Source organism: Streptomyces oceani, assembly GCF_001751245.1.
Taxonomy (GTDB): domain Bacteria; phylum Actinomycetota; class Actinomycetes; order Streptomycetales; family Streptomycetaceae; genus Streptomyces; species Streptomyces oceani.
Map to the genome: position 1 here is coordinate 65,100 of NZ_LJGU01000113.1, position 21,648 is coordinate 86,747.

18 protein-coding genes and 1 pseudogene are annotated in these 21,648 nt (G+C 69.4%); 9 read left to right on the forward strand and 10 right to left on the reverse strand.

Annotated features, from left to right (window positions below; translation table 11 throughout):
* Positions 1-65 precede the first annotated feature (65 nt).
* From AN216_RS06140 to acnA, 4 genes are all read right to left on the reverse strand, one after another.
* The gene (locus tag AN216_RS06140; protein WP_244502344.1) at positions 66-995 is read right to left on the reverse strand and encodes a carbohydrate ABC transporter permease; all 930 of its coding nucleotides are present in this window, start codon (positions 993-995) and stop codon (positions 66-68) included.
* A gap of 19 nt (positions 996-1,014) precedes the next feature.
* Positions 1,015-2,115 carry a carbohydrate ABC transporter permease gene (locus AN216_RS06145; RefSeq protein WP_244502345.1) on the reverse strand — a complete coding sequence of 367 codons (1,101 nt, stop codon included), beginning with the start codon at positions 2,113-2,115 and terminating at the stop codon, positions 1,015-1,017.
* Between the two features lie 37 nt (positions 2,116-2,152).
* Positions 2,153-3,574 carry an N-acetylglucosamine/diacetylchitobiose ABC transporter substrate-binding protein gene (gene ngcE, locus AN216_RS06150; protein WP_070195575.1) on the reverse strand — a complete coding sequence of 474 codons (1,422 nt, stop codon included), beginning with the start codon at positions 3,572-3,574 and terminating at the stop codon, positions 2,153-2,155.
* 349 nt (positions 3,575-3,923) lie between these two features.
* Positions 3,924-6,641, reverse strand: coding sequence for an aconitate hydratase AcnA (gene acnA, locus AN216_RS06155; RefSeq protein ID WP_070195576.1), 2,718 nt, complete (start codon positions 6,639-6,641; stop codon positions 3,924-3,926).
* 451 nt (positions 6,642-7,092) lie between these two features.
* Between acnA and AN216_RS06160 the strand changes: the two genes are divergently transcribed.
* Together AN216_RS06160 and AN216_RS06165 are read left to right on the forward strand one after the other, a co-directional pair.
* On the forward strand, positions 7,093-7,701 hold the full coding sequence (locus AN216_RS06160) for a hypothetical protein (protein ID WP_070195577.1): 609 nt from the start codon (positions 7,093-7,095) through the stop codon (positions 7,699-7,701).
* An 89-nt stretch (positions 7,702-7,790) separates the two neighbouring features.
* The gene (locus tag AN216_RS06165) at positions 7,791-9,320 is read left to right on the forward strand and encodes a helix-turn-helix domain-containing protein (RefSeq protein WP_070195578.1); all 1,530 of its coding nucleotides are present in this window, start codon (positions 7,791-7,793) and stop codon (positions 9,318-9,320) included.
* A 24-nt stretch (positions 9,321-9,344) separates the two neighbouring features.
* Here AN216_RS06165 and AN216_RS06170 read toward each other — a convergent pair whose 3' ends face one another.
* From AN216_RS06170 to AN216_RS06180, 3 genes and pseudogenes are all read right to left on the reverse strand, one after another.
* Positions 9,345-9,758 carry a P-loop NTPase family protein gene (locus AN216_RS06170; RefSeq protein WP_070195579.1) on the reverse strand — a complete coding sequence of 138 codons (414 nt, stop codon included), beginning with the start codon at positions 9,756-9,758 and terminating at the stop codon, positions 9,345-9,347.
* A gap of 306 nt (positions 9,759-10,064) precedes the next feature.
* Positions 10,065-10,262: a DUF397 domain-containing protein gene (locus AN216_RS06175; protein WP_070195580.1), complete on the reverse strand. Its 198-nt coding sequence runs from the start codon at positions 10,260-10,262 to the stop codon at positions 10,065-10,067.
* Positions 10,259-11,087, reverse strand: a pseudogene (locus AN216_RS06180) (helix-turn-helix domain-containing protein). The gene AN216_RS06175 and the pseudogene AN216_RS06180 overlap by 4 nt, the downstream one beginning before the upstream one ends.
* Positions 11,088-11,330: 243 nt before the next feature.
* Here AN216_RS06180 and AN216_RS06185 point away from each other — a divergent pair.
* Together AN216_RS06185 and AN216_RS06190 are read left to right on the forward strand one after the other, a co-directional pair.
* Positions 11,331-11,969 carry an ATP-binding protein gene (locus tag AN216_RS06185; protein WP_079166319.1) on the forward strand — a complete coding sequence of 213 codons (639 nt, stop codon included), beginning with the start codon at positions 11,331-11,333 and terminating at the stop codon, positions 11,967-11,969.
* Positions 11,970-12,223: 254 nt separating this feature from the next.
* Positions 12,224-12,631: a VOC family protein gene (locus tag AN216_RS06190; RefSeq protein ID WP_070195581.1), complete on the forward strand. Its 408-nt coding sequence runs from the start codon at positions 12,224-12,226 to the stop codon at positions 12,629-12,631.
* 259 nt (positions 12,632-12,890) lie between these two features.
* Here the strand turns inward: AN216_RS06190 and AN216_RS06195 are convergent, their stop codons facing one another.
* Positions 12,891-13,289: a RidA family protein gene (locus AN216_RS06195; RefSeq protein WP_070195582.1), complete on the reverse strand. Its 399-nt coding sequence runs from the start codon at positions 13,287-13,289 to the stop codon at positions 12,891-12,893.
* Positions 13,286-14,422, reverse strand: coding sequence for an acyl-CoA dehydrogenase family protein (locus AN216_RS06200; RefSeq protein ID WP_070195583.1), 1,137 nt, complete (start codon positions 14,420-14,422; stop codon positions 13,286-13,288). Before AN216_RS06200 ends, AN216_RS06195 begins: the two co-directional genes overlap by 4 nt.
* 129 nt (positions 14,423-14,551) lie before the next feature.
* Between AN216_RS06200 and AN216_RS06205 the strand changes: the two genes are divergently transcribed.
* The 4 genes from AN216_RS06205 (at position 14,552) to AN216_RS06220 (ending at position 19,273) form a co-directional block, all read left to right on the forward strand.
* Positions 14,552-16,270: an AMP-binding protein gene (locus AN216_RS06205; RefSeq protein WP_070195584.1), complete on the forward strand. Its 1,719-nt coding sequence runs from the start codon at positions 14,552-14,554 to the stop codon at positions 16,268-16,270.
* 9 nt (positions 16,271-16,279) lie between these two features.
* The gene (locus AN216_RS06210) at positions 16,280-17,122 is read left to right on the forward strand and encodes a PaaX family transcriptional regulator (protein WP_070195585.1); all 843 of its coding nucleotides are present in this window, start codon (positions 16,280-16,282) and stop codon (positions 17,120-17,122) included.
* Between the two features lie 29 nt (positions 17,123-17,151).
* Complete coding sequence (locus AN216_RS06215) at positions 17,152-17,409, forward strand: DUF3099 domain-containing protein (RefSeq protein WP_275522171.1); 258 nt, start codon at positions 17,152-17,154, stop codon at positions 17,407-17,409.
* A gap of 484 nt (positions 17,410-17,893) precedes the next feature.
* Positions 17,894-19,273 (forward strand): MFS transporter, encoded by a 1,380-nt coding sequence (locus AN216_RS06220; protein WP_070195768.1) that lies wholly within the window; start codon positions 17,894-17,896, stop codon positions 19,271-19,273.
* A 121-nt stretch (positions 19,274-19,394) separates the two neighbouring features.
* On the opposite strand, the gene AN216_RS06225 is transcribed toward AN216_RS06220, so the two are convergent.
* The gene (locus AN216_RS06225; protein ID WP_070195587.1) at positions 19,395-20,864 is read right to left on the reverse strand and encodes an FAD-dependent monooxygenase; all 1,470 of its coding nucleotides are present in this window, start codon (positions 20,862-20,864) and stop codon (positions 19,395-19,397) included.
* Positions 20,865-20,930: 66 nt separating this feature from the next.
* Between AN216_RS06225 and AN216_RS06230 the strand changes: the two genes are divergently transcribed.
* Entirely contained in the window at positions 20,931-21,554 is a 624-nt protein-coding gene (locus AN216_RS06230; protein ID WP_070195588.1) for a TetR/AcrR family transcriptional regulator C-terminal domain-containing protein, read from the forward strand.
* Positions 21,555-21,648: the final 94 nt, after the last annotated feature.

Genomic DNA, 21,648 nt, shown 5'->3' on the forward strand with positions numbered 1-21,648 from the left:
GACGTGTGTGCCCGGCGCCCGCCACGCGGGGACGGCTGGACGAGCCGACACCCGCGCGCCGCGGCTTACTTGACCGCGCCTGCGGTCAGTCCCTCCTGCACCTGACGCTGGAAGATCATGTAGACGATCAGGATCGGGATCATGGCGATGGAGAGCCCGGCGAACAGCGCGCCCCAGTCGCCCTCGTATCCCTGGTTCACGGAGAGTTCGGCGAGCCCCTGGGTGAGCAGCGCCTTGTCCTTCTCCGTGGAGTTCAGTGCCAGTGGCAGGAAGTACTGGTTCCACTGGCCGAGGAAGTTGAAGATGCCGATGCTGATGAGTCCCGGCTTCGCCATCGGCAGCATGATCTGGAAGAACGTCCGCATGTGGGACGCGCCGTCGATGGTGGCCGCCTCCGCGACGCTGCCGGGGAGCGTACGGAAGAAGGAGGTCATGAAGAAGGTGGTGAAGGGCAGCGAGTAGGCGATGTACGCCAGCATCAGCCCGTGCCGGGTGTCCAGCAGCGAGAAGTTGTCCATCACGAAGAACAGCGGCACCACGGCCAGGATGATCGGGAACATCATCCCACCCGCGAAGAGCAGGTAGACGAAGCGGTTACCGCGGAAGCTGAACCGCGCGATGACGTACGCCGCCATGGACCCCAGCAGCATCGTCCCGGGCAGCGAACCGCACAGGATGATGACCGAGTTGAGCGTGTACTTCCCGATGTTGGCGTCGGACCAGGCGTTCGTGAAGTTCTCGAAGCTCAGCGAGGTCGGCCAGCCGAACGGAGTGCCGGTAATGTCCGCGGAGTCCCGCAGCGAGTTCACCATGACCCAGATCAGCGGGCCCGCCGCCATGACGACCCAGAGGATCAGTATGCCGATGGAGAAGACGTTGAGGACCCCGCCCTGGGTGCGCTTCGGCGTCCGCGCCGGCGCCTGTGGCTCCGGGGTTCTCCCGACCGGGGTGACCGCCTCGTCGTCCTCTTCGGCGCGCTCGGTGGTGCTCGTCACCTGAATCTCCCCGCTCATCTCAGAACTCGATCCGCTCGCGCCTGCTGAGCAGCATCATGATCCCCGAGAAGATCATGGTGATGATCAGCAGTACGACGCCGACCGCGGTGGCGTAGCCCGCCTGGCCGACATCGAACGCCTTCTTGTACAGGTAGACCGGAGTGACGAGGGTGCTGTTACCCGGTCCGCCCGCGTTGATCGTCATGATGTGCACCACGGCGAATCCGTCCAGGGCCTGGATTCCCATGTAGATCCATCCGGTCTGCACGGTGTCCCAGATCAGCGGGAGCGTGACCCGGAAGAACGTCGTCGGCCTGGAGGCTCCGTCCAACAGCGCCGCCTCGTAGATGTCCTTCGGTACGGAACCCATCGCGGCCGAGAAGAGCACCACGTAGAAGCCGACGAACATCCAGCACATCACGAACAGCACGCAGAACATGGCGATGTCCGGATTGGCCAGCCAACTCTGCGTCAGCGAGCCCAGCCCGAAGGTGCGCAGCAGCTCGTTGATCGGGCCGGTGATGGGGTCGAACATCGCGCCCCACACGACGCCGATGATGGCCACCGACAGCACCTGCGGGAAGAAGTACACGACCTTGTAGAACTTCGCGCCGGTGACGCCCGAGATCGCGTCGCTCTTCTTACGACGCCCGCCGGCCTGCAGCATGAAGGCGAAGAAGAGCCCCAGCCCCAGGGTGATCACCGGGGCGACGACGAGCAGCAGGAGGCTGTTCCGGATCGACGCCCAGAAGTCGTCGTCCTCCAGCATCCGGGAGTAGTTGTCCAGGCCGACCATGTTGAAGTCGCTGCTGAACCCGGACCAGTCCGTCAGCGAGTAGTAGAACGCCTGGAAGAAGGGCGAGATCACCAGGATCGCGTAGATGATCAGCGGCACCAGCAGGAACCAGCTGATGAAACGGTACTTGTCCAGCGTGCGGTACCGCCGGTCGTACCGCACCCGCTCCGGCGTGTACCGGGGCGGCAGCACCAACGTCAGCGCGAACAGCAGATAGTCGCCGAGACCGGTGCGCTTCTCGTCCTTTACGGGTGTCGGTCCGGTGGGCTTCCTGTCCACCGTCCGCACGTCGTTCGCCATGCCGCCCCGCTCCGTACTCGTCACGAGCTGATGAAACCGATGGGTTCGCGACCGCTACCGGTCAACGCTTGTACTTCTTGATCGCGTCGTCCTTGCGCACCTCGTCGGTGGCCTTCTGACACCGCTTCATGGCCTCGGACGGGCCGATGTCACCGGACATCAAGGAAGCCAGCGCGCCGCCCACCTTCTCGTTGTGCAACTGGAGGTACCAGTCCTTGTGCCGGGGGCTGAGGATGTTGTCGCCGGCCGCCTCCACCACCTTCTTGGCGGAACCGAGCCCGGGCCCGAGATCCAGACCGTCAGCCGCACCGTCCACGCAGGTCAGCGCCGAGACCAGCTCGGTGAAGTTCTTGGTGGACTCCTTGCCCATCATGATGCGCAGGAACTCCAGCCCGCCCTCGACGTTCTTCGCCTTGGCCGGCACCATGAACGGCTCGCTCGCCTCCGCCCAGACGGTCTCGAAGGGCATCTTGTCCGAGGAGTCCAGGCTGGGGTTAGGGGCGACCGTCATCTCGAAGTCGTCCGGGGTGGTCTGCTTGGCCTCGTTCTCCACCCAGGAGCCGTTCGGGATGAACAGCGCGTTGCCCTTCGTCCACTGGGTCTGCGACTGGATGTGGTCGAGACCCGAACTGCCCTTGAGGATGTAGCCCTTCTTCTGCAGCTCCGCGTAGGCCTCGAAGGCCTGCTTGACAGCGTCGTGCTCCCAGGCGTCCGGCTCCAGGTTGTCGATCGCCTTCAGTCGGTCCGCCCCACCGATCTTGCCGATGAAGGCGAACATGGTGAAGGCCAGGTAGTACGGGTGCTTGCCCGCGTAGGTCCAGGCCTCGATGCCTTGCTTCTTCGCCTTGGCGCAGACGTCCAGCATCTCGTCCCAGGTCTTCGGGTACTCGACGTCGAGCTTCTCCAGCGCCGACTTCGAGTACCAGAGGCCGTAGACCGTGTACGAGTAGTTCAGCTGGTAGACCTTCTCGCTGCCGAACTGGCCCTTCTCCACCGTCCCGGGGCGCAGCGTCTCCCGGACCGTCTTGGAGGGGTCGAAGAGCGACGGGGCGTCCAACAGCGGCCCGAGGTCGGTGACCTGTTTGTCGTCGATCAGGCTGGCGATGTCCATGTTCTCGGCGCCGGAGTTGTTGATGACGTCCGGCGGGCTGCCCTTGACCATCCGCGGCTGCATCTTGGTGCGGATCTTCTGCGTCTTGGCGTGCTTGACCTTGCCGTACGACTCCGCGTAGATCTTCTCGGCGTCCTTGGCGTACTGGTCGCCGTAGCCGCCGTTGAAGATGACGACCTCGAGGCCCGCCTTCTTGTTGACCGCGAGCGGATTGTCCTTGGTCTTCTTGCCCTTCTCGACCTTGTTCTCGTTGCCGTCGTCGCCTCCGCTCGCGCAAGAGGAGAGCGCGGTCATCCCGGGCACGGCCACGAGGCCGAGCGCCGCTGCGCGCTTCATCACATCACGGCGGTTGACATCGGAGGTGTTTCCCATGCTCAAGTCCTCGCCTTCTCCAGGACTCAGGCGGTGTAGCGGCTCCCCGTCAAGTCGCCACCGGCGCAGGGCCCGACACCGCGGGTCGTATGAAGCTCAGATCGTGCGGGTTCATGCTGTGTGCGGAAAGCCTTGTGGGCTATGGATTGTGTCGTACGGACCGTCGCCTGTGCGCGGTATCACCCAGAGGTGCGCACAGGTATAGTCCACTTGCCGCCGGCAGGGCAAGATCGAAGACAACTTAGGCCACGAGTCTTTCCCGAGTTGAGACCTCTCGGACACAATGACGGCGCCGCATCTCGCGAAGACGAGATGCGGCGCCGTGTTCAGACAGTGAAGTCTCGGACTATCACTCCCGAATCAGGGAACGCAGGACGTACTGCAAGATGCCGCCGTTCCGGTAGTAGTCCGCCTCGCCGGGCGTGTCGATGCGCAGGGGCGCGTCGAACTCGACTCCGGTGTCCGTCGTCACCCGTACGGTCTCCGGGATTCCGTCGTTCAGCGCGCTGACACCGGTCAGCTCGAAGGTCTCCTCCCCCGTGAGGCCGAGCGACTCCGCGGAGGCGCCCTCCGGGAACTGCAGCGGGAGCACGCCCATGCCGATGAGGTTCGAGCGGTGAATGCGCTCGTAGCTCACCGCGATGACCGCGCGCACGCCCAACAGCGCGGTGCCCTTGGCCGCCCAGTCCCGGGACGATCCCGAGCCGTACTCCTTGCCGGCCAGCACCACCAGCGGAGTGCCCTGGGCCTGGTAGTTCTGCGAGGCGTCGTAGATGCTGGTGACCGGCCCGCCCGCCTGGGTGAGGTCCCGGGTGAAGCCGCCCTCTGTGCCGGGGGCGAGGTGGTTGCGCAGCCGGATGTTCGCGAAGGTGCCGCGAATCATCACCTCGTGATTCCCCCGCCGGGAGCCGTAGGAGTTGAAGTCCCGGCGCTGCACGCCGTGTTCCGAGAGGTACGTGCCCGCCGGCGAGTCCGCCTTGATGGCACCGGCCGGTGAGATGTGGTCGGTGGTGACGGAGTCACCCAGCAGTGCCAGCACCCGGGCGCCCGAGATGTCCTCGATCGGTGTCGGCTCCATGCCCATGCCGTCGAAGTACGGAGGCTTGCGGACGTACGTCGACTCCGGGTCCCACTCGAAGGTGTTCCCGGTCGGCACGGCCAGGGCCTGCCACTGGGCGTCCCCGCTGAAGACGTCGGAGTAGCTCTCAGTGAACATCTCCTGGCCGATGGCCCCGGCCACGACCTCCTCGACCTCCTGCTCGGAGGGCCAGATGTCCCGCAGGTAGACCGGGTTGCCACTCTGGTCGGTGCCGAGCGCCTCGGTGGTGATGTCCACCTTCATGGAACCGGCCAGCGCGTACGCCACGACGAGCGGCGGGGACGCGAGGTAGTTCATCTTGACGTCCGGGTTGATCCGGCCCTCGAAGTTCCGGTTTCCGGAGAGCACCGAGGTGACGGCCAGGTCGTGGTCGTTCACCGCCTGGGAGATCTCCTCCGGCAGCGGCCCGGAGTTGCCGATGCAGGTGGTGCAGCCGTAACCGACCAGGTTGAAGCCCAGCTTGTCGAGGTACGGAGTGAGTCCCGCCCGGTCGTAGTAGTCCATGACGACCTGGGACCCGGGCGCGAGGGTGGTCTTGACCCAGGGCTTCCTGGCGAGGCCCTTCTCCACGGCCTTCTTGGCCAGCAGCGCGGCACCCACCATCACCGAGGGGTTGGAGGTGTTGGTGCAGGAGGTGATGGCGGCGACGACGACGGCGCCGTGGTCGATCTCGTAGACCGCCCCGTCCGCACCGGTGACCTGCACCGGCTTGGTCGGCACGCCGTTGGAGACGGCCGGCGCGTCGGAGGCCGGGAAGGACTCCTTGCCCGCCTGGTCCTGGTCCGGCTCGGTGACGTAGTCCTGCACGTCGTGATGGAACTGGTGCTTGGCGTCGGACAGCGCGATCCGGTCCTGCGGACGCTTGGGGCCGGCGATCGACGGGACCACCGTGGCCAGGTCCAGCTCCAGCAGCTCGGAGTACTCCGGCTCGTTGGCCGGGTCGTGCCACAGGCCCTGCTCCTTGGCGTACGCCTCCACCAGGTCGAGCTGGTGCTGGTCGCGGCCGGTGAGACGCAGGTAGTTGATCGTCTCCTCGTCGATCGGGAAGATCGCCGCGGTGGAGCCGAACTCGGGCGACATGTTGCCGATCGTCGCGCGGTTCGCGAGCGGCACCGAGGCGACGCCGTCACCGTAGAACTCCACGAACTTGCCCACCACGCCGTGCTCACGGAGCATCTCGGTGATGGTCAGCACCAGGTCGGTAGCGGTGGTGCCGGTGGGTAGCTGGCCGCGCAGCTTGAAGCCGACCACCCGCGGGATCAGCATGGAGACCGGCTGGCCGAGCATCGCGGCCTCCGCCTCGATGCCGCCGACGCCCCAACCCAACACGCCGAGCCCGTTGACCATGGTGGTGTGCGAGTCCGTGCCGACCAGGGTGTCCGGGTACGCCTGACCGCCGCGCACCATCACCGTACGAGCCAGGTGCTCGATGTTCACCTGGTGAACGATGCCGGTGCCGGGCGGCACGACCTTGAACTCGTCGAAGGCGGTCTGGCCCCAGCGCAGGAACTGGTAGCGCTCCTTGTTCCGCCCGTACTCCAGGTCGACGTTCTGGCTGAAAGCGTTCGCCGTGCCGAACTTGTCCGCGACGACGGAGTGGTCGATGACCAGCTCGGCTGGCGCGAGCGGGTTGATCCGATCCGCGTCACCGCCCAGCTCCTTGACCGCCTCCCGCATCGTGGCGAGGTCCACCACGCACGGCACCCCGGTGAAGTCCTGCATGATCACCCGGGCGGGGGTGAACTGGATCTCCTGGCTGGGCTGCGCGTTGGGGTCCCAACCGCCCACCGCCCGGATGTGCTCGGCGGTGATGTTCGCGCCGTCCTCGGTACGGAGCAGGTTCTCCAACAGCACCTTCAGGCTGTACGGGAGACGGGCGGAGCCCTCCACCTTGGCCAACCTGAAGATCTCGTACGACTCGTCGCCCACCGGCAGCGTGCTGCGGGCGTCGAAGCTATTCGCCGACACGACAGTCTCCTTCAGTGCATGAATTGCCGGTCCGCTCACAGGTGAACATGGCTCGGTGCGACAAGCCCGCCCGGGCGGCGGCGTGTGTGCTTCCCAGGTATCTCGATGTCGAGATAATTCTAGTACACCGCCGACGGCAGTTCATGCCGGGTGCAGGCCTGATCCCTCGCGGTACAGCACGAACACCGCCGGCGAAGTCGGTGACCGCTGATCGTGGTACCCCGCCCGCCCGCTGATATGTGGGCACACGAGCCGCGACACGGAGGCGCAGTCGGGCGACGGCTCTCAGCCGCGCTGACCCCGCCGCCCCGGGACGGCTGGTCGACGCCGGGCTGACGGTGCGACGGGGGACGCCCGACCGCCGGACGGCGGACCGGCCGCCCCTACCCTGCCCCGCAGAAGTTTCGCCTTCCCCGTCCAGCCGGCCGGGACGTCACGCGGAGGAGAGCCAATGATTTCCAGGTACCAGAAGCAGCTGCGTGAGAAGTTCCTGTCGGCCCCCGAGACTCCGCCACCCGCCCCCTGGCGTCCCGTGCTGGACGCCCCCGTGGGTGGCCTTCTCGGCATCGGCTTCGCCGCCGCCCCCGGCACCGACCGCGACCTCGTCATGGTGGTCTCCTGGTCCGGGCACGGCCTCTTCGACACGGTCACCGGGGAGAAGCTCGACCGCGACCACGACCCAGCCCCTGAGGACAGCACACCGAACGCCGTGCCTGATCTCACCTGCCCCGGGCTCGGGCCTGTCGCCGGGACCCCGGTGAGTATCGCCGGGCTCTTCGGAGGCGGCCTCCACACCACCACCCGCGACGGCTGGACCCTGGAGGTCGTCAGCCCCGAGTGGCCTCACCACCGCGTGCTGCTCTCCGGAGACGGAGGAACGCCGCACAGCACACCACACGGCGAGGGCTGGTGGCACGTCTACGACTCCCGCTTCTCCGAGCTCCGGGCCGCCGGCTTCTCCCCGTCCGGTCGTACGCTCGCCGTCGCCACCAGCAGCGACCTCACGCTCTGGACCCGCCCGGCTCCCGAAGCGGGTCCGACGAACGACGCCACGACGTGACCACACGGTGCGCGGTCCTCGCACCGCGCCTCACCCGATCAGCGCACCCCCTGTCACATCTATCTCAGATCTGAGATAGCGTTTCACGCATGAGCGATGACTACCTCGCCCGTATCGGGCAGTTGATCCGTGACGCGCGTCAGCATCGTGGCTGGACGCAGTCGCATCTCGCGGAGGCACTGGGGACCAGCCAGAGCGCGGTCAATCGCATCGAACGGGGCAACCAGAACATCAGCCTTGAGATGATTGCCCGTATCTCAGAGGCACTTGACAGCGAAATCGTCTCGCTGGGCTACTCCGGACCGATGCACCTGCGAGTGGTCGGCGGACGTCGACTCTCCGGCAGCATCGACGTGAAGACCAGCAAGAACGCCTGTGTGGCGCTCCTTTGCGCCGCGCTCCTCAACTCCGGCCGTACGGTGCTGCGTCGGGTGGCGCGCATCGAGGAGGTCTACCGCATCCTGGAGGTTCTCGGCTCGATCGGCGTACGCACCCGCTGGATCAACGACGGCGCGGACATCGAGATCGTGCCGCCCGCCGAGCTGGAGCTCGACTCCATGGACGCGGACGCGGCGCGCCGCACCCGCAGCATCATCATGCTGCTCGGCCCGCTGCTGCACCGCACCGACCGGTTCCGCATCCCGTACGCGGGCGGCTGCGACCTGGGCACCCGTACGGTACAGCCGCACATGATCGCGCTGCGGCGTTTCGGCCTGGACATCACCGCCACCGACGGCATCTACCACGCGCGGGTGGATCGTTCCGTCACCCCGGACCGGCCCATCGTGCTGACCGAGCGCGGCGACACCGTGACCGAGAACGCGCTGCTGGCGGCGGCCCGGCACCCGGGCACCACGGTGATCCGCAACGCCTCGTCCAACTACATGGTGCAGGACCTGTGCTTCTTCCTGGAGCAGTTGGGCGTACGGGTCGAGGGCGTGGGCACCACCACGCTGACCGTGCACGGCCTCGCGGACATCGACGTGGACGTCGACTACTCCCCCTCCGAGGACCCGGTGGAGGCCATGAGCCTGCTGACCGCGGCGGTGGTCACCGAGTCCGAGCTGACGGTGTGCCGGGTGCCGGCGGAGTTCCTGGAGATCGAGCTGGCCGTGCTCGAGGAGATGGGGCTCGACTGCGACCGCAGCCCGGAGTACCGGGCGGGCAACGGGCGTACCAGGCTGATCGACCTGACCGTGCGCCCCTCCAAGCTGGAAGCGCCGATCGACAAGATCCACCCGATGCCCTTCCCCGGCCTGAACATCGACAACGTGCCCTTCTTCGCCGCCATCGCGGCCACCGCGCAGGGCCAGACGCTGATCCACGACTGGGTCTACGACAACCGCGCGATCTACCTCACCGACCTCAACCGGCTGGGCGGTCGCCTGCAACTCCTCGATCCGCACCGGGTCCTGGTGGACGGCCCGATCCGCTGGCGGGCCGCGGAGATGATCTGCCCGCCGGCCCTGCGGCCCGCGGTGGTCGTGCTGCTGGCGATGATGGCCGCCGAGGGCACCTCCGTACTCCGCAACGTCTACGTGATCAACCGCGGGTACGAGGAGCTGGCGGAACGGCTCAACGAGGTGGGCGCCCAGATCGAGACCTTCCGCGACATCTGACCGGGGCCTCGTCGCGGGAAGAACTCAGGGTGCCGTGACGCAGTCGGAGAGTTCCCGGAACGCCTGGGAGAGGTCCGCGACCCGCACGGTGGTGATCTCCGAGCGGGTGAGCGTGCCGGAGTCACCGTGGGTCTCGTAGCGGCGCAGGTCCCGTAACGCGGCGGCCTTACGGCACAGTTCGCGCGCGAGACGGCCTTTGCCCAGCCGATCGACGAGACCCTCTTCCACGGCACGCTTGCAGCACGCCTCCAGCACGGTGACCGCGTCCTCGTCCATGACGTCCCCGTGTTCCTCCAGGACACCGTGGTCGATCTGTGCGAGTTCCTCGGCGGAGTAGGAAGGGAAGTCCACGCGGGTGGTGAACCTGGAGACCAGTCCAGGGTTGCTCGCGAGGAGTTCGGTGATCTCGTGTGGATAGCCGACCAGCACCACGACCAACTGGTCGCGGTCATCCTCGGCGAGAAACGTCGGGTAGTGGTGGCAGAACCTCTATTCATCGGACACTTGCAGGAGAGTGGCCGTGCTTTCTTCGAGCAGATGAAGAACCTTGTCCCACTTAACGCTCACGCATACAACGATGCCCTCTCCCGGCTGATTCCGGGAAACACAGCGTAAGAACTGACTCAGGACTGCGGCCTTCCCGTGATCGGTTCAGTCCAACCGCGTTACGCCCCTAGCGCCACACACCGCGCATGGCTGTGCCGCCCGCACCGGTGATTCCGGTGGCGGGCGGCACACCGACCGCTACTCCCCCGCTGCGTACCGCAGGAAGGTCCCCCAGCCCGCCCGGCCGACCGTGAAGGCCGGACCCGTCACGTCCTTGGAGTCCCGTACGTGGACCGCCTGTTCGGCGATCGCCACCTCCACGCAGCTGTCGCCCTCACTGCCGCTGTAGCTGGACTTGAACCAGGCGAGTTCCGCCGTACCGCCGCCGCTGCTCATAGCTCTCCTCGCAGTCGCTCCAGCAAGGCCCGGGATTCCAAGGGGTTCAAGGCCTGCGAACGCAGTGTGTCATAGCGCAGACAGAGCACACTCGTCTCTTTCGCGTCAGAGATGAGCCGGCCGTTCTTCTGGCCCTCGGAGTACGCCAATCGCTGCCCCACGGGCGTCTCCAACAGCTGAAGCGGCCCGTCCAGGCAGGAGTGCAGGCCCGCGCTGAGCGGCACCACCTGAAGCGTCACGTTGCGCGGCGCGCTCAACTCCAGGACGTGGTCGATGAGCCGGCGCATCGCCTCCGCGTCACCGAACCGCCGGCGGAAGACGTGCTCCTCCACTATGAAGCTGAACGGCACGCTCGGCCGCTCCCGCATCATCCGCTGCCGGTCCAGTCGGGCGACCAGCTGCTCCTCCAACTCCTCGTCGTACGCAGCGGGATCGTGCCCTCGAACACCGCCCGGGCGTACGCCTCCGACTGCAACAGACCCGGCACCAGCCGGCACTCGTACGTGCACAGGCTCATCGCCTCCCGCTCCAGCCGCGCCCAGCGCCGGAACCACACCGCCAGTCCCGCCTCGCCCCGGGTGAGATGGCGAGCGGCCCTCCGGAGCGCGCCGGTGTTGCCGAGCGCTTCCTCCGCCCGCTCCACGAAGGCCCCGTCCGGCATCCGCCGCCCCAACTCGACCGAGGCGACGGTGTGTTTGGAGTACCGCACCTCGGTGCCCAGTTCCGCCCGGCTGAGCCCGGCAGCTCCCGCAGCCCGTGGACGACCGCACCGAAGGTCCGCAGGCTGTCCGAGGGATGCGGCTCCCGCTCCCCCGCCGGGTCCATGCGTACGCCGACGTCCTCGGCGACTTCCTCTTCGGCCACTTCGCCCTCGGCCGCTGCCGCTTCGACACTGTCCATCCGCGGCCCTCTCTCCGTGTCGCTTCGCGACGGCTCCGCACGCCCTCGCGCTCCGCAACACCCTGCCGACAGCGGGTTCGTACCGTCCACCGATTGTGCTCACACGAGGACTCTGCGTACGCGGCATGGTGCTCGCACCCGACGCTCGCCGGACGCCACGCTGACCGAATGCAACACGTCATCCCCGAACACGACCTGCCCGTACCCACCTTCAGGCAGTCGCTGTCGTCCACGCCGCGCGGGGCCCGGCTCGCCCGGCTGCTCGGCGTGGCCGAACTGCGCTCCTGGGGCGTCCCGCTGGAGCTACGCGAGCGGGCCGAACTCGTCATCGCGGAACTTGCGTCGAACGCCAGCCGCCATGCCCGGTCGCCGGGCCGGGACTTCCGGCTCGGGCTGATCTACACACCGTCCATCGGCCGTCTGAGGGTCGAGGTCACCGATCCGTGCGGCGATCTCCCGCCGCAGGTCGCTCCTCCGGAGGCGGAGGCGGAGACGAAGTCGGGTACGGAGACGGAGTCGGGTACGGGGGCGCAGCCGGATACCGAGTCGCCACACCCCGGCGGGTGGGGCCTGTCGCTGGTCACCGAAGCTCGCGGACAGCTGGCAGGTCGTACGCCACCCGCCGAGCGGCAAGACGGTCCGGGCGGTGCTGACAGCCACGGGCGGAACCGCCGGTCCGTACGGGACGCCACGCCGCGTGGATTGAGGCTCTTCGCTCGGACCGCGAAGACCCTGGCTGCCAGGGCCAACGCCGAGGTCGTCAGCATTCCCGCTACTGGATCCCAGGCGCTGCCTCGGGCCACGTGACGCCCGCGACGGGAGTGCCTTCCCGAGATTGCGACACCCACCCCAACGTGACAGTGTGCACTCTGTTCTGATTGCCAGTCAGCCTCGCGGTGTCCCTGGCGGGTATGCTGGCGCCCGAGTGGCGTCCTGGAATCGTCCGGGGCGAGAACTGCCAGCGCTCCCCCGCACCGCGATCCGCGACGAGTTCCGGTCCGGGGCACCGTCTGTTCTCTCCGCAAGGCTGATGGGCGAAGCGCACACCCTGGAGACACATCATGGCCAAGAGCATTTTCGTCAACCTGCCGGTTCGGGACCTCGCCCGCTCCCGGGACTTCTTCTCGAAGCTGGGCTTCTCGTTCAACGAGCAGTTCTCCTCCGAGGAAGCGGCGAGCCTGGTAATCGACGGCGAGAACGGCATCTACGCCATGCTGCTGGTCGAGTCCTACTTCCAGTCCTTCACGGGCAGGGACATCCCGGACACTTCGAAGTCCTGCGAAGCCATCACGTGCCTGGGGCTGGACAGTCGGCAGGAGGTCGACGACATCGCCGACCGAGCCCTTGCCGCCGGAGGCCAGGGGCCGACCGAAGCCAAGGACCACGGCTTCATGTACGGCCGCCACTTCGACGACCCGGACGGTCACCGCTGGGAGCTGGTGTGGATGAACCCGGAGGGACAGGGCTGACGGTTCGGCGCCGACCCGCACGTGCCACCCGCCCCGGTGGGAGCCGGCCGGCACCGTCTCCGCCCTCGAGGGGTACGGCCCGCCGGCCGCCCTGAGGGGCGGCCCGTGCTCCGTTGGGCAACGCGCGGGCCGGCGGATCGCGTGCGGGTCGTCCGCACGGGCACGCGCCACCGAAAACCCGACAGCGGGACCTTCGCGCCCCATCCGCGGGACGCGCCCTCCAAGGCCCTGTTCGCCCCGTCCCGCAGCCGGTACGAACTCACTCCAGCACGGCGATCCCGTCCAGCTCCACCAGGGCCTCCTCGTCCCACAGTCGCGCCACTCCGATCAGCGCCATGGCCGGGTAGTCGCGGTCGGCGTGCCGGCGCCACACCCGGCCGATCTCCCGGGCCGCCTCCCGGTAGGCCGGCACGTCCGTCGTGTACACGGTGACCCGGGTGAGGTCGGCCGGCGTGCCACCGGCGGCCTCCAGCGCGGTGAGGAGGTTGCCCAGCGCCTGGTCGAACTGCGCGGGCAGGTCCGCGCCGACCACCTCGCCGGCGGCGTCCAGCGCGGTCTGGCCGGCGAGGAACACCAGTCGGGAGCCGGTGGCCGTGACGGCGTGCGAGAAGCCGGTGGCCGGGGCGAGCGAGTCGGGGTTCGTGCGACGCAGGCTCAACGGTAAAGCTCCTTCGCGATGATCGAACGTTGGACTTCGGTGGCGCCCTCGTAGATGCGGGGGGCGCGCACCTCGCGGTAGAGGTGTTCCAGCGGATGTCCCCGCTGGAGGGCGGTCGCGCCATGGATCTGGACCGCGGTGTCGACGACGTACTGCGCGGTCTCGGTGGCCAGCAGCTTCGCCATCGCCGCACGCCGCGCGATGCCGTCGTCGCCCCGGTCGTACGCCGCCGCGGCGGCGTGCACCAGCAGTCGGGCGGCTTCGGTACGGGTCGCCATCTCGGCCAACTGGTGCGCCACCGACTGCATGTCCCGCAGCCGGCCGCCGAAGGCGGTGCGCCGGTCGGCGTGCGCCAGCGCGGCCTCCAGCGCCGACTGGGCCATGCCCACGGCGAAGGCGCCGACGCTCGGCCGGAACAGGTTGAGCGTGCGCATCGCGACTCCGAAGCCCGCACCGGGCTCCCCCAGCACGTCCGCCGCCGTGACCGGCACCTCGTCGAAGCGCAGGGTGCCGATCGGGTGCGGGGACAGCATCTCCAGCGGCTCCCCGGTCAATCCGGCGCGATCGCCGGGTACGAGGAACGCGGTCACCCCGCGTGCGCCCGCCGCCTCACCCGTACGGGCGAACACGGTGTAGACGTCGGCGTACGGCGCGTTGGAGATCCAGGTCTTGGTGCCGGTCAGTCGCCAGCCCCCGCCACCGTCCGGGGTGGCGGCCAGCTCCAGCGCCGCCGCGTCCGAACCGGCGCCCGGCTCGCTGAGTGCGAAGCCCACGACCGTACGACCGCCGGCGATGCCCGGCAGCCAGCGCTCGCGCTGTCCGGCGGTGCCGAACTGGGCCAGCGGACTGCCGCCCAGTCCCTGCAGGGCGAGCGCGGTCTCAGCCTCGGTGCAGCCGTGCGCGAGCGACTCTCGCAACAGGCACAGGTCGAGTGCCGAGGCGGCGGTGCCGTCCGGCGGGAAGACCCGGTCCAGCAGCCCCCGCTCGGTGCCGAGCGCGGCCAGCAGCGGGCGGTTGAGCCGCCCGTCCGCGCCGTGCTCGGCGAGTGGCCGGAACCGTTCCGCCGCCAGGGTGCGCAGGCGCGCGCACCAGTCCAGTTGTTCCGGTTCCAGACAGAACGCCCGGGTGGTCATCGGCACCCTCCTCGTTTATCGCGGACCGTTGACTGTCGTCACTAACACGTTACGCTCATCCGCACACCGGCACGCCAGGAACCACCCGCCCCGCCACGCCTTCTGGAACGCCGCAAGGGGGCCGCCGCCATGCACCTGAGCCCGTCCGCCCACACCGACACCTTCGCCCGGGACCAGCTGCCGCCGGCGGATCAATGGCCGCAGCTGCGCTGGGAGTTGCCCGAGCTGCGCTACCCGGACCGCCTCAACTGCGGCGCGGAACTACTGGACACGACCATCGAGCGGCACGGCACCGAGCGGCCCGCCTTCGTCCATGCCGAGGGGACGTGGACGTACGGCGAGCTGCGCACTCGGGTCGACCGAATAGCCCACGTGCTGACCGGCGAACTGGGCGTGCGCCCCGGCAACCGGGTGCTGTTGCGCGGGCCCACCACGCCGCAGCTGGCCGCCTGTTGGCTGGCGGTGATGAAGGCCGGGGCGGTGGCGGTGACCGTACTGGCCGCACAGCGCCCGCACGAGCTGCGGACGATCTGCGAGATCGCCCGGGTCAGCCACGCGCTGTGCGATGTCTCGGCCCTCGACGACCTGACGAAAGCCGACGCTCCCGGCCTGCGGATCGTCCCGTACGGCGGTGCCTCGCCGGACGACCTGCTGTGCCGCGCGGAGGGGCGGCCGGAGCGGTTCACGGCGATACCGACGGCGGCCGACGACGTGGCGTTGATCGCCTTCACCTCCGGGACCACCGGCCGTCCCAAGGGGTGCATGCACTTCCACCGCGACGTGCTGGCCATCGCCGACACCTTCTCCGCGCGGGTGCTGCGCCCACGGGCGGACGACGTGTTCGCCGGCAGCCCGCCGCTCGGCTTCACCTTCGGACTGGGCGGGCTGGTCGTCTTCCCGCTGCGGGCGGGCGCGGCGACGGTGTTGCAACAGTGGCACGGCACCGAGGAGTTGCTGGCGGCCGTCGGCCGGCACCGGGTCTCGGTGCTGTTCACCGCGCCGACGGCCTATCGGGGCATTCTCGCGAAGCTCACGACGGAGGGCACGGGCGGCGGGGAGAGCACGGACGACGGCGGGGAGCCGGCGTACGACATCTCCTCGCTGCGGCGCTGCGTCTCGGCCGGTGAGAACCTGCCGGCCGGCACCTGGCAGGAATGGCACGAACGCACCGGACTGAAGCTGATCGACGGCATCGGCGCCACCGAGATGCTGCACATCTTCATCTCCGCCGCCGACGACACCATCCGCCCCGGCACCACCGGCGTGCCGGTGCCCGGCTTCGAGGCCCGGGTGGTCGAGGAGGACGGGACGACTCCGGTGCCGGACGGGGTGCCGGGACTGCTCGCGGTCCGCGGCCCGGTCGGCTGCCGCTATCTGGCGGACGAGCGGCAGCGGGAGTACGTACGGGGGGGCTGGAACCTCACCGGCGACACGTACGTACGCGAACCCGGCGGGTACTTCCGGTACGTCGCCCGCGCCGACGACATGATCATCTCCGCCGGCTACAACATCGCGGGCCCCGAGGTCGAGGGGGCGCTCCTGCGGCATCCGGACGTGCTGGAGGCGGCGGTCGTCGGCCGCCCGGACGAGCGACGCGGCCAGTCCGTCGTGGCACACGTCGTGCTGCGGGCGGGAGTGACGCGGGGCGAGGCGAGGTCCGAGGAACTGCGCGACTTCGTCCGGGCGGAGCTGTCGCCCTACAAGTGCCCGCGCGAGATCGTCTTCGCGGAGGCCCTGCCCCGCACGCCCACCGGCAAACTGCAACGCTTCCGGCTGCGGGCCGCCGGGTCGGACGCCAGGGCGGGCGGTGATGGCGGTGACAGCGGTGACAGCGCCGGAGAATCGTAGGGTGGGCGGGTGCCAGAGTCCGAGCCCCACATCCCGTCCCCCCGGTCGCTGATCATCACCTTCTACGGCGCGTACGGGCGCGAGTTCGGCGAGGACGGCACCGTCCCGATCGCCGTGCTGATCCGGCTGCTGGGCGCTGTCGGTGTCGACGCGCCCTCCGTACGCTCCGCGGTGTCCCGGCTGAAGCGGCGCGGCCTGCTGGTCCCGAGGCCCGCGACTCGTACGGGCGCCCGCAGCGCCGCGTACGCCCCCTCGGAGGCGGCATGGCAACTGCTGCGGGACGGCGACCGGCGCATCTACGACCGCCCGTCCCCGGACGGCGACTGGCTGCTCGCGGTCTTCTCCGTGCCGGAGAGCGAGCGCCGGCAGCGCCACGTGCTGCGCTCCCGGCTGTCCCGGCTCGGCTTCGGAAACGCCGCACCGGGCGTGTGGATCGCGCCCGCGCAGTTGGAGAAGGAGACCCGGCACACCCTGAGCCGCCTCGAACTCACCGGCTACGTCGACCTGTTCCGCGGGGCGCACGCCGGGTTCGAACCGACCGCGAGCGGCGTGGCCCGCTGGTGGGACCTGCCGGCGATCGCCGCGCTGCACCGGGAGTTCCTGGCCGCGCAGGAACCGGTGCTGCGCTCCTGGGCACACCGGCGGGAGGTGCCCGCGCGGGAGGCCTGTCGGGACTATCTGCTCGCGCTGGACGCGTGGCGGCGGCTGCCGTACGCCGATCCGGGGCTGCCCGCACGGCTGTTGCCGGCGGACTGGCCCGGCGAGCGGGCGGCGGAGGTGTTCGCCCAGCTGCACCGGCGACTTCGGGACGCGGGTGCCGGTTACCCGGCCAAGCTGTGGGAGGAGGCTTGACCGGCGTCCGAGCGGGTGGGACGTGGCCCCTGTGGACGCGGGACGAACAGCGTACGCGCGCCCGGGCGACGTACGCTGAAGGCATGTACGCCCGTCGGCGGCGACGATACCTCGCCCTGATGACCGTAGCGCTGGTGCTGTTCGTCAGCGCGTGGGCCTTCGTGCGGCTGTGGTCGGTGCCGGCCGCGGTGGGCATGTGCGTGGTGGCGATGGTGATTCCACCGGCCGCGGCGATCGTCGGCAACCGGCGGGAGCCGGACGACCGCTGGTGGGACGAGGGCGACTGACCGGGCTGGTACGGAGCGCCGCTTCCGGCCGAGTGCCGAGCCGCCGACCGGTTGTGGCGGAGCCGGCATCTCCTTCCCGTCCGGACACGCGGCGAACCAGCGCGATGCCCCCTCCTGCGCCGGCTCGCGCCGGAAGGCGTACCACGACGTGTCCCCCACGCTCGGGCGGCCCTGCTCAGCGCGAGTACGCGGCCGGATTCGGGAGTCGGCGAGAGCTGAGGCGGGGCCTCTTCCTGGTAGCCTGCGCGGCATGTCAGCAGCCTCATGCGCGGCCTCGTGCGCCGCGGTGACCCGGACGTCCCGCTAGCGGCGGGCGTTCGACTCACCTTCTTCCGGGACGTCCAGTCGCTTCGTGATCAGTTGGAAGCGGCACGTTCGTGCTGCTCAGTACTTTCTCTGAGCGGAGCACCCGATGTTCTCAGGCATCCTTTCCCCGGACGGGCACGGCCCGTCCCCGGCACGCGCACGGCTGGTGCTGTGCGCGATGTCCCTGTTGCAGTTCTTCGTCGCGCTCGACGTGACCGTCGTCAACATCGCCCTACCCTCGATCCGCGCTGACTTCGACGTCGACGGGCACACTCTGGCCTGGGTCGTGGTGGGATACACGATCACCGGTGGCGGGATGTTGATGCTCGGCGGGCGGCTGGGCGACCTGCTCGGGCGGCGGCGCGTACTGGTGCTCGGCACCAGCGTGTTCGGCGCCGCGTCGCTGCTGGCGGGCCTGGCTCCCACCTTCGGCCTGCTGGTGGTCGCACGTCTGTTGCAGGGCGCCGGCGAGGCCATCGCGCTGCCCGCCGCGATGGCCGTCATCGTCCTGCTGTTCCCCGAGGGTCCGCGCCGATCGCGGGCGCTGAGCGGGTGGGCCGCGGTGGCCAGCTGCGGCCTCGTGCTCGGATTCGTCCTCGCCGGCGTCATCACCGACCGGCTGGGCTGGCGGTGGATCTTCCTGATCTCGGTCCCGTTCCTGGTGATCGTGCTGCTGGCGGCCGTCTTCCTGGTCGAGGGCGACCGGTCCGAGGGCGACCGGTCCGTGGCCAAGGACTCCAAGCCGCTGGACCTTCCGGGCGCGGTGCTGCTGACGGCCTGCCCGCTGCTGTTCATCTTCGGGGTGGTCGAGGCCGGCGAAGCCGGTACGCCGGCGTGGGTGGTCGTGGGCGCGTTGACCGGGGCGGTGGTCGCGGGAATGGGGTTCTCTCGGGTCGAGGCACGCTCGCGCGACCCATTGCTGCCGCCGCGCTTCTTCGCCAACCGCACGCGGGTGGCGGCGAATCTGGCGACGATGCTGCTGAGCGGGGCGTTGTCGACCTCGTTTCTGCTGTTCACCTTCTATCTACAGGACCGGTTGGGCATCGGCCCGCTCGGCACGGGGCTGACGATGCTGCCGCTGGCGCTCTCGCTGATCGGGTTCTCCCTGCTCGTGCCCCGGCTGCTGAGCCGCTGGGGAGCACGCGGGTGCGTGCGCGCCGGTATCGGCTTCACCGCCGCCGCGATGGCCACGATCGCGCTGGTCGCGAACCTGCGGGCGGAGGGGGTCGCGATGATCCCGGCCATGGTCCTGATCGCGGCCGGGATGGGCTTCGGCATCGTGGGGCTCCAGTATCTCGCGGTCAGCGGTGTCACCGAGGACGACGCCGGTATCGCCTCGGGCATCCAGCGCGCGGCTGACCAGTTGGGCGGTGCGCTCGGGGTGGCGGTCTGCGTGGGGATCGGGTTCGCCCCCTCCCGGCACGCCTTCGATCCGTTCCTGGTGGCGAGTCTGCTGGCCGGCCTGGGGCTCGTGGTCGGCGCCATCGTGGCCTGGCGCATGCCCGCGCCCGCCGCCGTACCGACCCCCGTGACGGACCCGCGGCAGCAGGCGGCGTGACCTCCGCCCCACGGGGTGGGTCGCCTCGGCGGTCGAGGGGACCCACCCCGCGGGGCTTTGCGGCGCTCCCCGCTGTCGCCGTATGAACGACGCGGTGGCCGCCGTAAGTGGTGTGCGCTGCCTACGTCCGGTGAGTGGTGGCGAGGGTCGCGGTGAGGCCGTCCGGGAGACTGGTGGGATCGTGGTCCATGCTGGCCCAAGCGACATGGCCGTCGGGGCGGATCAGCGCGGCGCTGATGTCGGTCCAACCGGTCGGGGGCCGGCGAAGCGTGCCGGTGCGCACGCGCAGACCGGTCCGGGCGAGTCGGTCGAGTCGCTGGCCGTGGGTGAGGTCGAGCAGGAGGTAGCCGTCGACCCGCAGCAGGGCGTACAGCTGATGGTCGTCGATGGCGAGGTCGGGAGCGCGGCTTCCGGTGAGCGGGTGCGCGTCGGGGTCGGCGGGCGGGTAGGTCACGTCGAGGGAGCTGACGTGAGCGGCGAGCGCGTCATTGAGGTCAGGCAGTGTACTGATGAGCTGGGCGAACAGGCCGCGCAGGCTGAGTCCTTCGGGGGTGAAGGCGGTCATCAGGGCGACCTGGGCACGGCTGGACTCGGTGAGGCGGACGCCGACCGGGTGGCGTTCGTGATGGTAGGTGTCCAACAGGGCGTCGGGGGCCCATCCGTTGAGGGTGGCGGCGAGCTTCCAGGCGAGGTTGGCGGCGTCCTGGATGCCGACGTTCATACCGACGCCGCCCGCGGGGAAGTGCTGGTGAGCGGCGTCGCCGGCGAGGAAGACGCGGCCGTGGCGGTATCGCGCGGCGAGACAGGTGGCGTTACCGAAGCGAGAGAGCCAGATCGGGTCGCGCATGCCGAGGTCGGTGCCGGTTATCGCGATGATGTTCTCGCGTAGTTCGTCCAGAGTGAGGTCGCCGGGCCAGGTGGTGGTGAGGTCGCGGGGGGTGATGCCGACCAGGCGGTGGATACCGCCGGGCATGGGGACGACCATGAGCAGGCCCTCGGGGCCGAAGTGGCTGAAACCGGGGGCGGGGGGCTGGTCGAGGACGACATCGCCGAGCCAACCGAGCACGGTGGCGGGCGTGCCGGGGAAGTCGATGCCGGCCGTGTCGCGGGTGGTGCTGCGGGCGCCGTCACAGCCGACCAGGTAGGTCGCCGCAAGGACGGAAGACCCCCGCGGTCCGGTCACGTGCACGGCCACCTCGTCGGCGCCCTCGATGAAGCCCGTGACCTGGTGCCCCCGCAGGACGACCGCGCCCAGGTCGCGTGCGTGCTGCTCCAGCAGTGCCTCGGTGCGTTCCTGGGGCAGGGCGAGGGTGTGGGGGAAGGGGCTTGGCAGGCGGCCGAAGTCCAGCTTGGACTCCAGTACGCCGAAGTGCCCGCCGGGCAGTGGCATGCCCTCCCGTACGAAGGGCTCGTGCACGCCACGGGAGGCGAACGTCTCGATGGTGCGGGGGTGCACGGTCAGGGCGCGGGAACGGGTGTCGCGCTCGGTGCGGCTCTCCAGGACGACGACCGTGATGCCGGCGCGGCGGAGTTCACCCGCCATCCACAGGCCCACGGGGCCGCCGCCGACGACGGCAACCTGGTAGTTCATGGCCTTCCCCTCCCGCCAGTCCTTCTTGGTCGGCGACCAAGATGCATGATGCAGTAAACTAGGTCGGTGACCAAGATTCAAGGGGGAGTGGCGTCGGCCCGTCTCACTCGCGCGGACGTGATCGATGCCGCGCTCCAGGCGCTGGCGGAGCGTGGCCTGGAAGGACTCTCGACCCGGGCGGTGGCCGACCGCCTCGGGGTGCGCATGAACACCGTTCTGTGGCACGTGAAAACCAAGGCTCGGATGCTGGAACTCATGGCCGACGCCGTCCTCGCCGGCGTCCGCTACGAGAACCTGCCGTCCGCACCACACGAACGCGTGGGGGAGCTGGCGGGCCGCTACCGGCAGGCGCTGCTCGCACACCGCGACGGTGCCGCCCTGGTGACCGGCACCTACCCGGCCGAACCTCACACGCTGCGCTTCGCCGACTGCCTCATCGACGCACTGCTCCAGGCGGGAGCGGACGAGAAGCAGGCCACGTGGACCGTTTGGACGGTCAGCTACTTCACCCTCGGCCTGACGCAAGAGGAGCAAGCCGCGCCCGGCCAGGCCGACGAACGCCTCACGCCGGCCGTGCACTCAGGGGCGTACCCGGCGCTCGAGCGGGTCCTGCCCCACCTGGGTCCCGGCTCCTTCGAGGACCGCTTCGACTTCGGACTGCACGCGATCCTCTCCACCTTGCCCAAGTAGGTGGGTCACCAAGGCAGTCGGGGTGGGTCGAGGCGGCACGCCGCTGCGGGCCTCCGCCGTCCCGTACCCACCACGCGTCCCGCACGACGGACCG

What these genes read in the sequence shown, in the direction of transcription:
- AN216_RS06185 (WP_079166319.1), top strand. Translation starts at nt 11,331, where the DNA reads ATGCAACACGTCATCCCCGAACACGACCTGCCCGTACCCACCTTCAGG.
- AN216_RS06220 (WP_070195768.1), top strand. Translation starts at nt 17,894, where the DNA reads ATGTCCCTGTTGCAGTTCTTCGTCGCGCTCGACGTGACCGTCGTCAAC.
- AN216_RS06165 (WP_070195578.1), top strand. Translation starts at nt 7,791, where the DNA reads ATGAGCGATGACTACCTCGCCCGTATCGGGCAGTTGATCCGTGACGCG.
- AN216_RS06190 (WP_070195581.1), top strand. Translation starts at nt 12,224, where the DNA reads ATGGCCAAGAGCATTTTCGTCAACCTGCCGGTTCGGGACCTCGCCCGC.
- AN216_RS06200 (WP_070195583.1), bottom strand. Translation starts at nt 14,422, where the DNA reads ATGACCACCCGGGCGTTCTGTCTGGAACCGGAACAACTGGACTGGTGC.
- AN216_RS06205 (WP_070195584.1), top strand. Translation starts at nt 14,552, where the DNA reads ATGCACCTGAGCCCGTCCGCCCACACCGACACCTTCGCCCGGGACCAG.
- AN216_RS06175 (WP_070195580.1), bottom strand. Translation starts at nt 10,262, where the DNA reads ATGAGCAGCGGCGGCGGTACGGCGGAACTCGCCTGGTTCAAGTCCAGC.
- ngcE (WP_070195575.1), bottom strand. Translation starts at nt 3,574, where the DNA reads ATGGGAAACACCTCCGATGTCAACCGCCGTGATGTGATGAAGCGCGCA.
- AN216_RS06225 (WP_070195587.1), bottom strand. Translation starts at nt 20,864, where the DNA reads ATGAACTACCAGGTTGCCGTCGTCGGCGGCGGCCCCGTGGGCCTGTGG.
- AN216_RS06160 (WP_070195577.1), top strand. Translation starts at nt 7,093, where the DNA reads ATGATTTCCAGGTACCAGAAGCAGCTGCGTGAGAAGTTCCTGTCGGCC.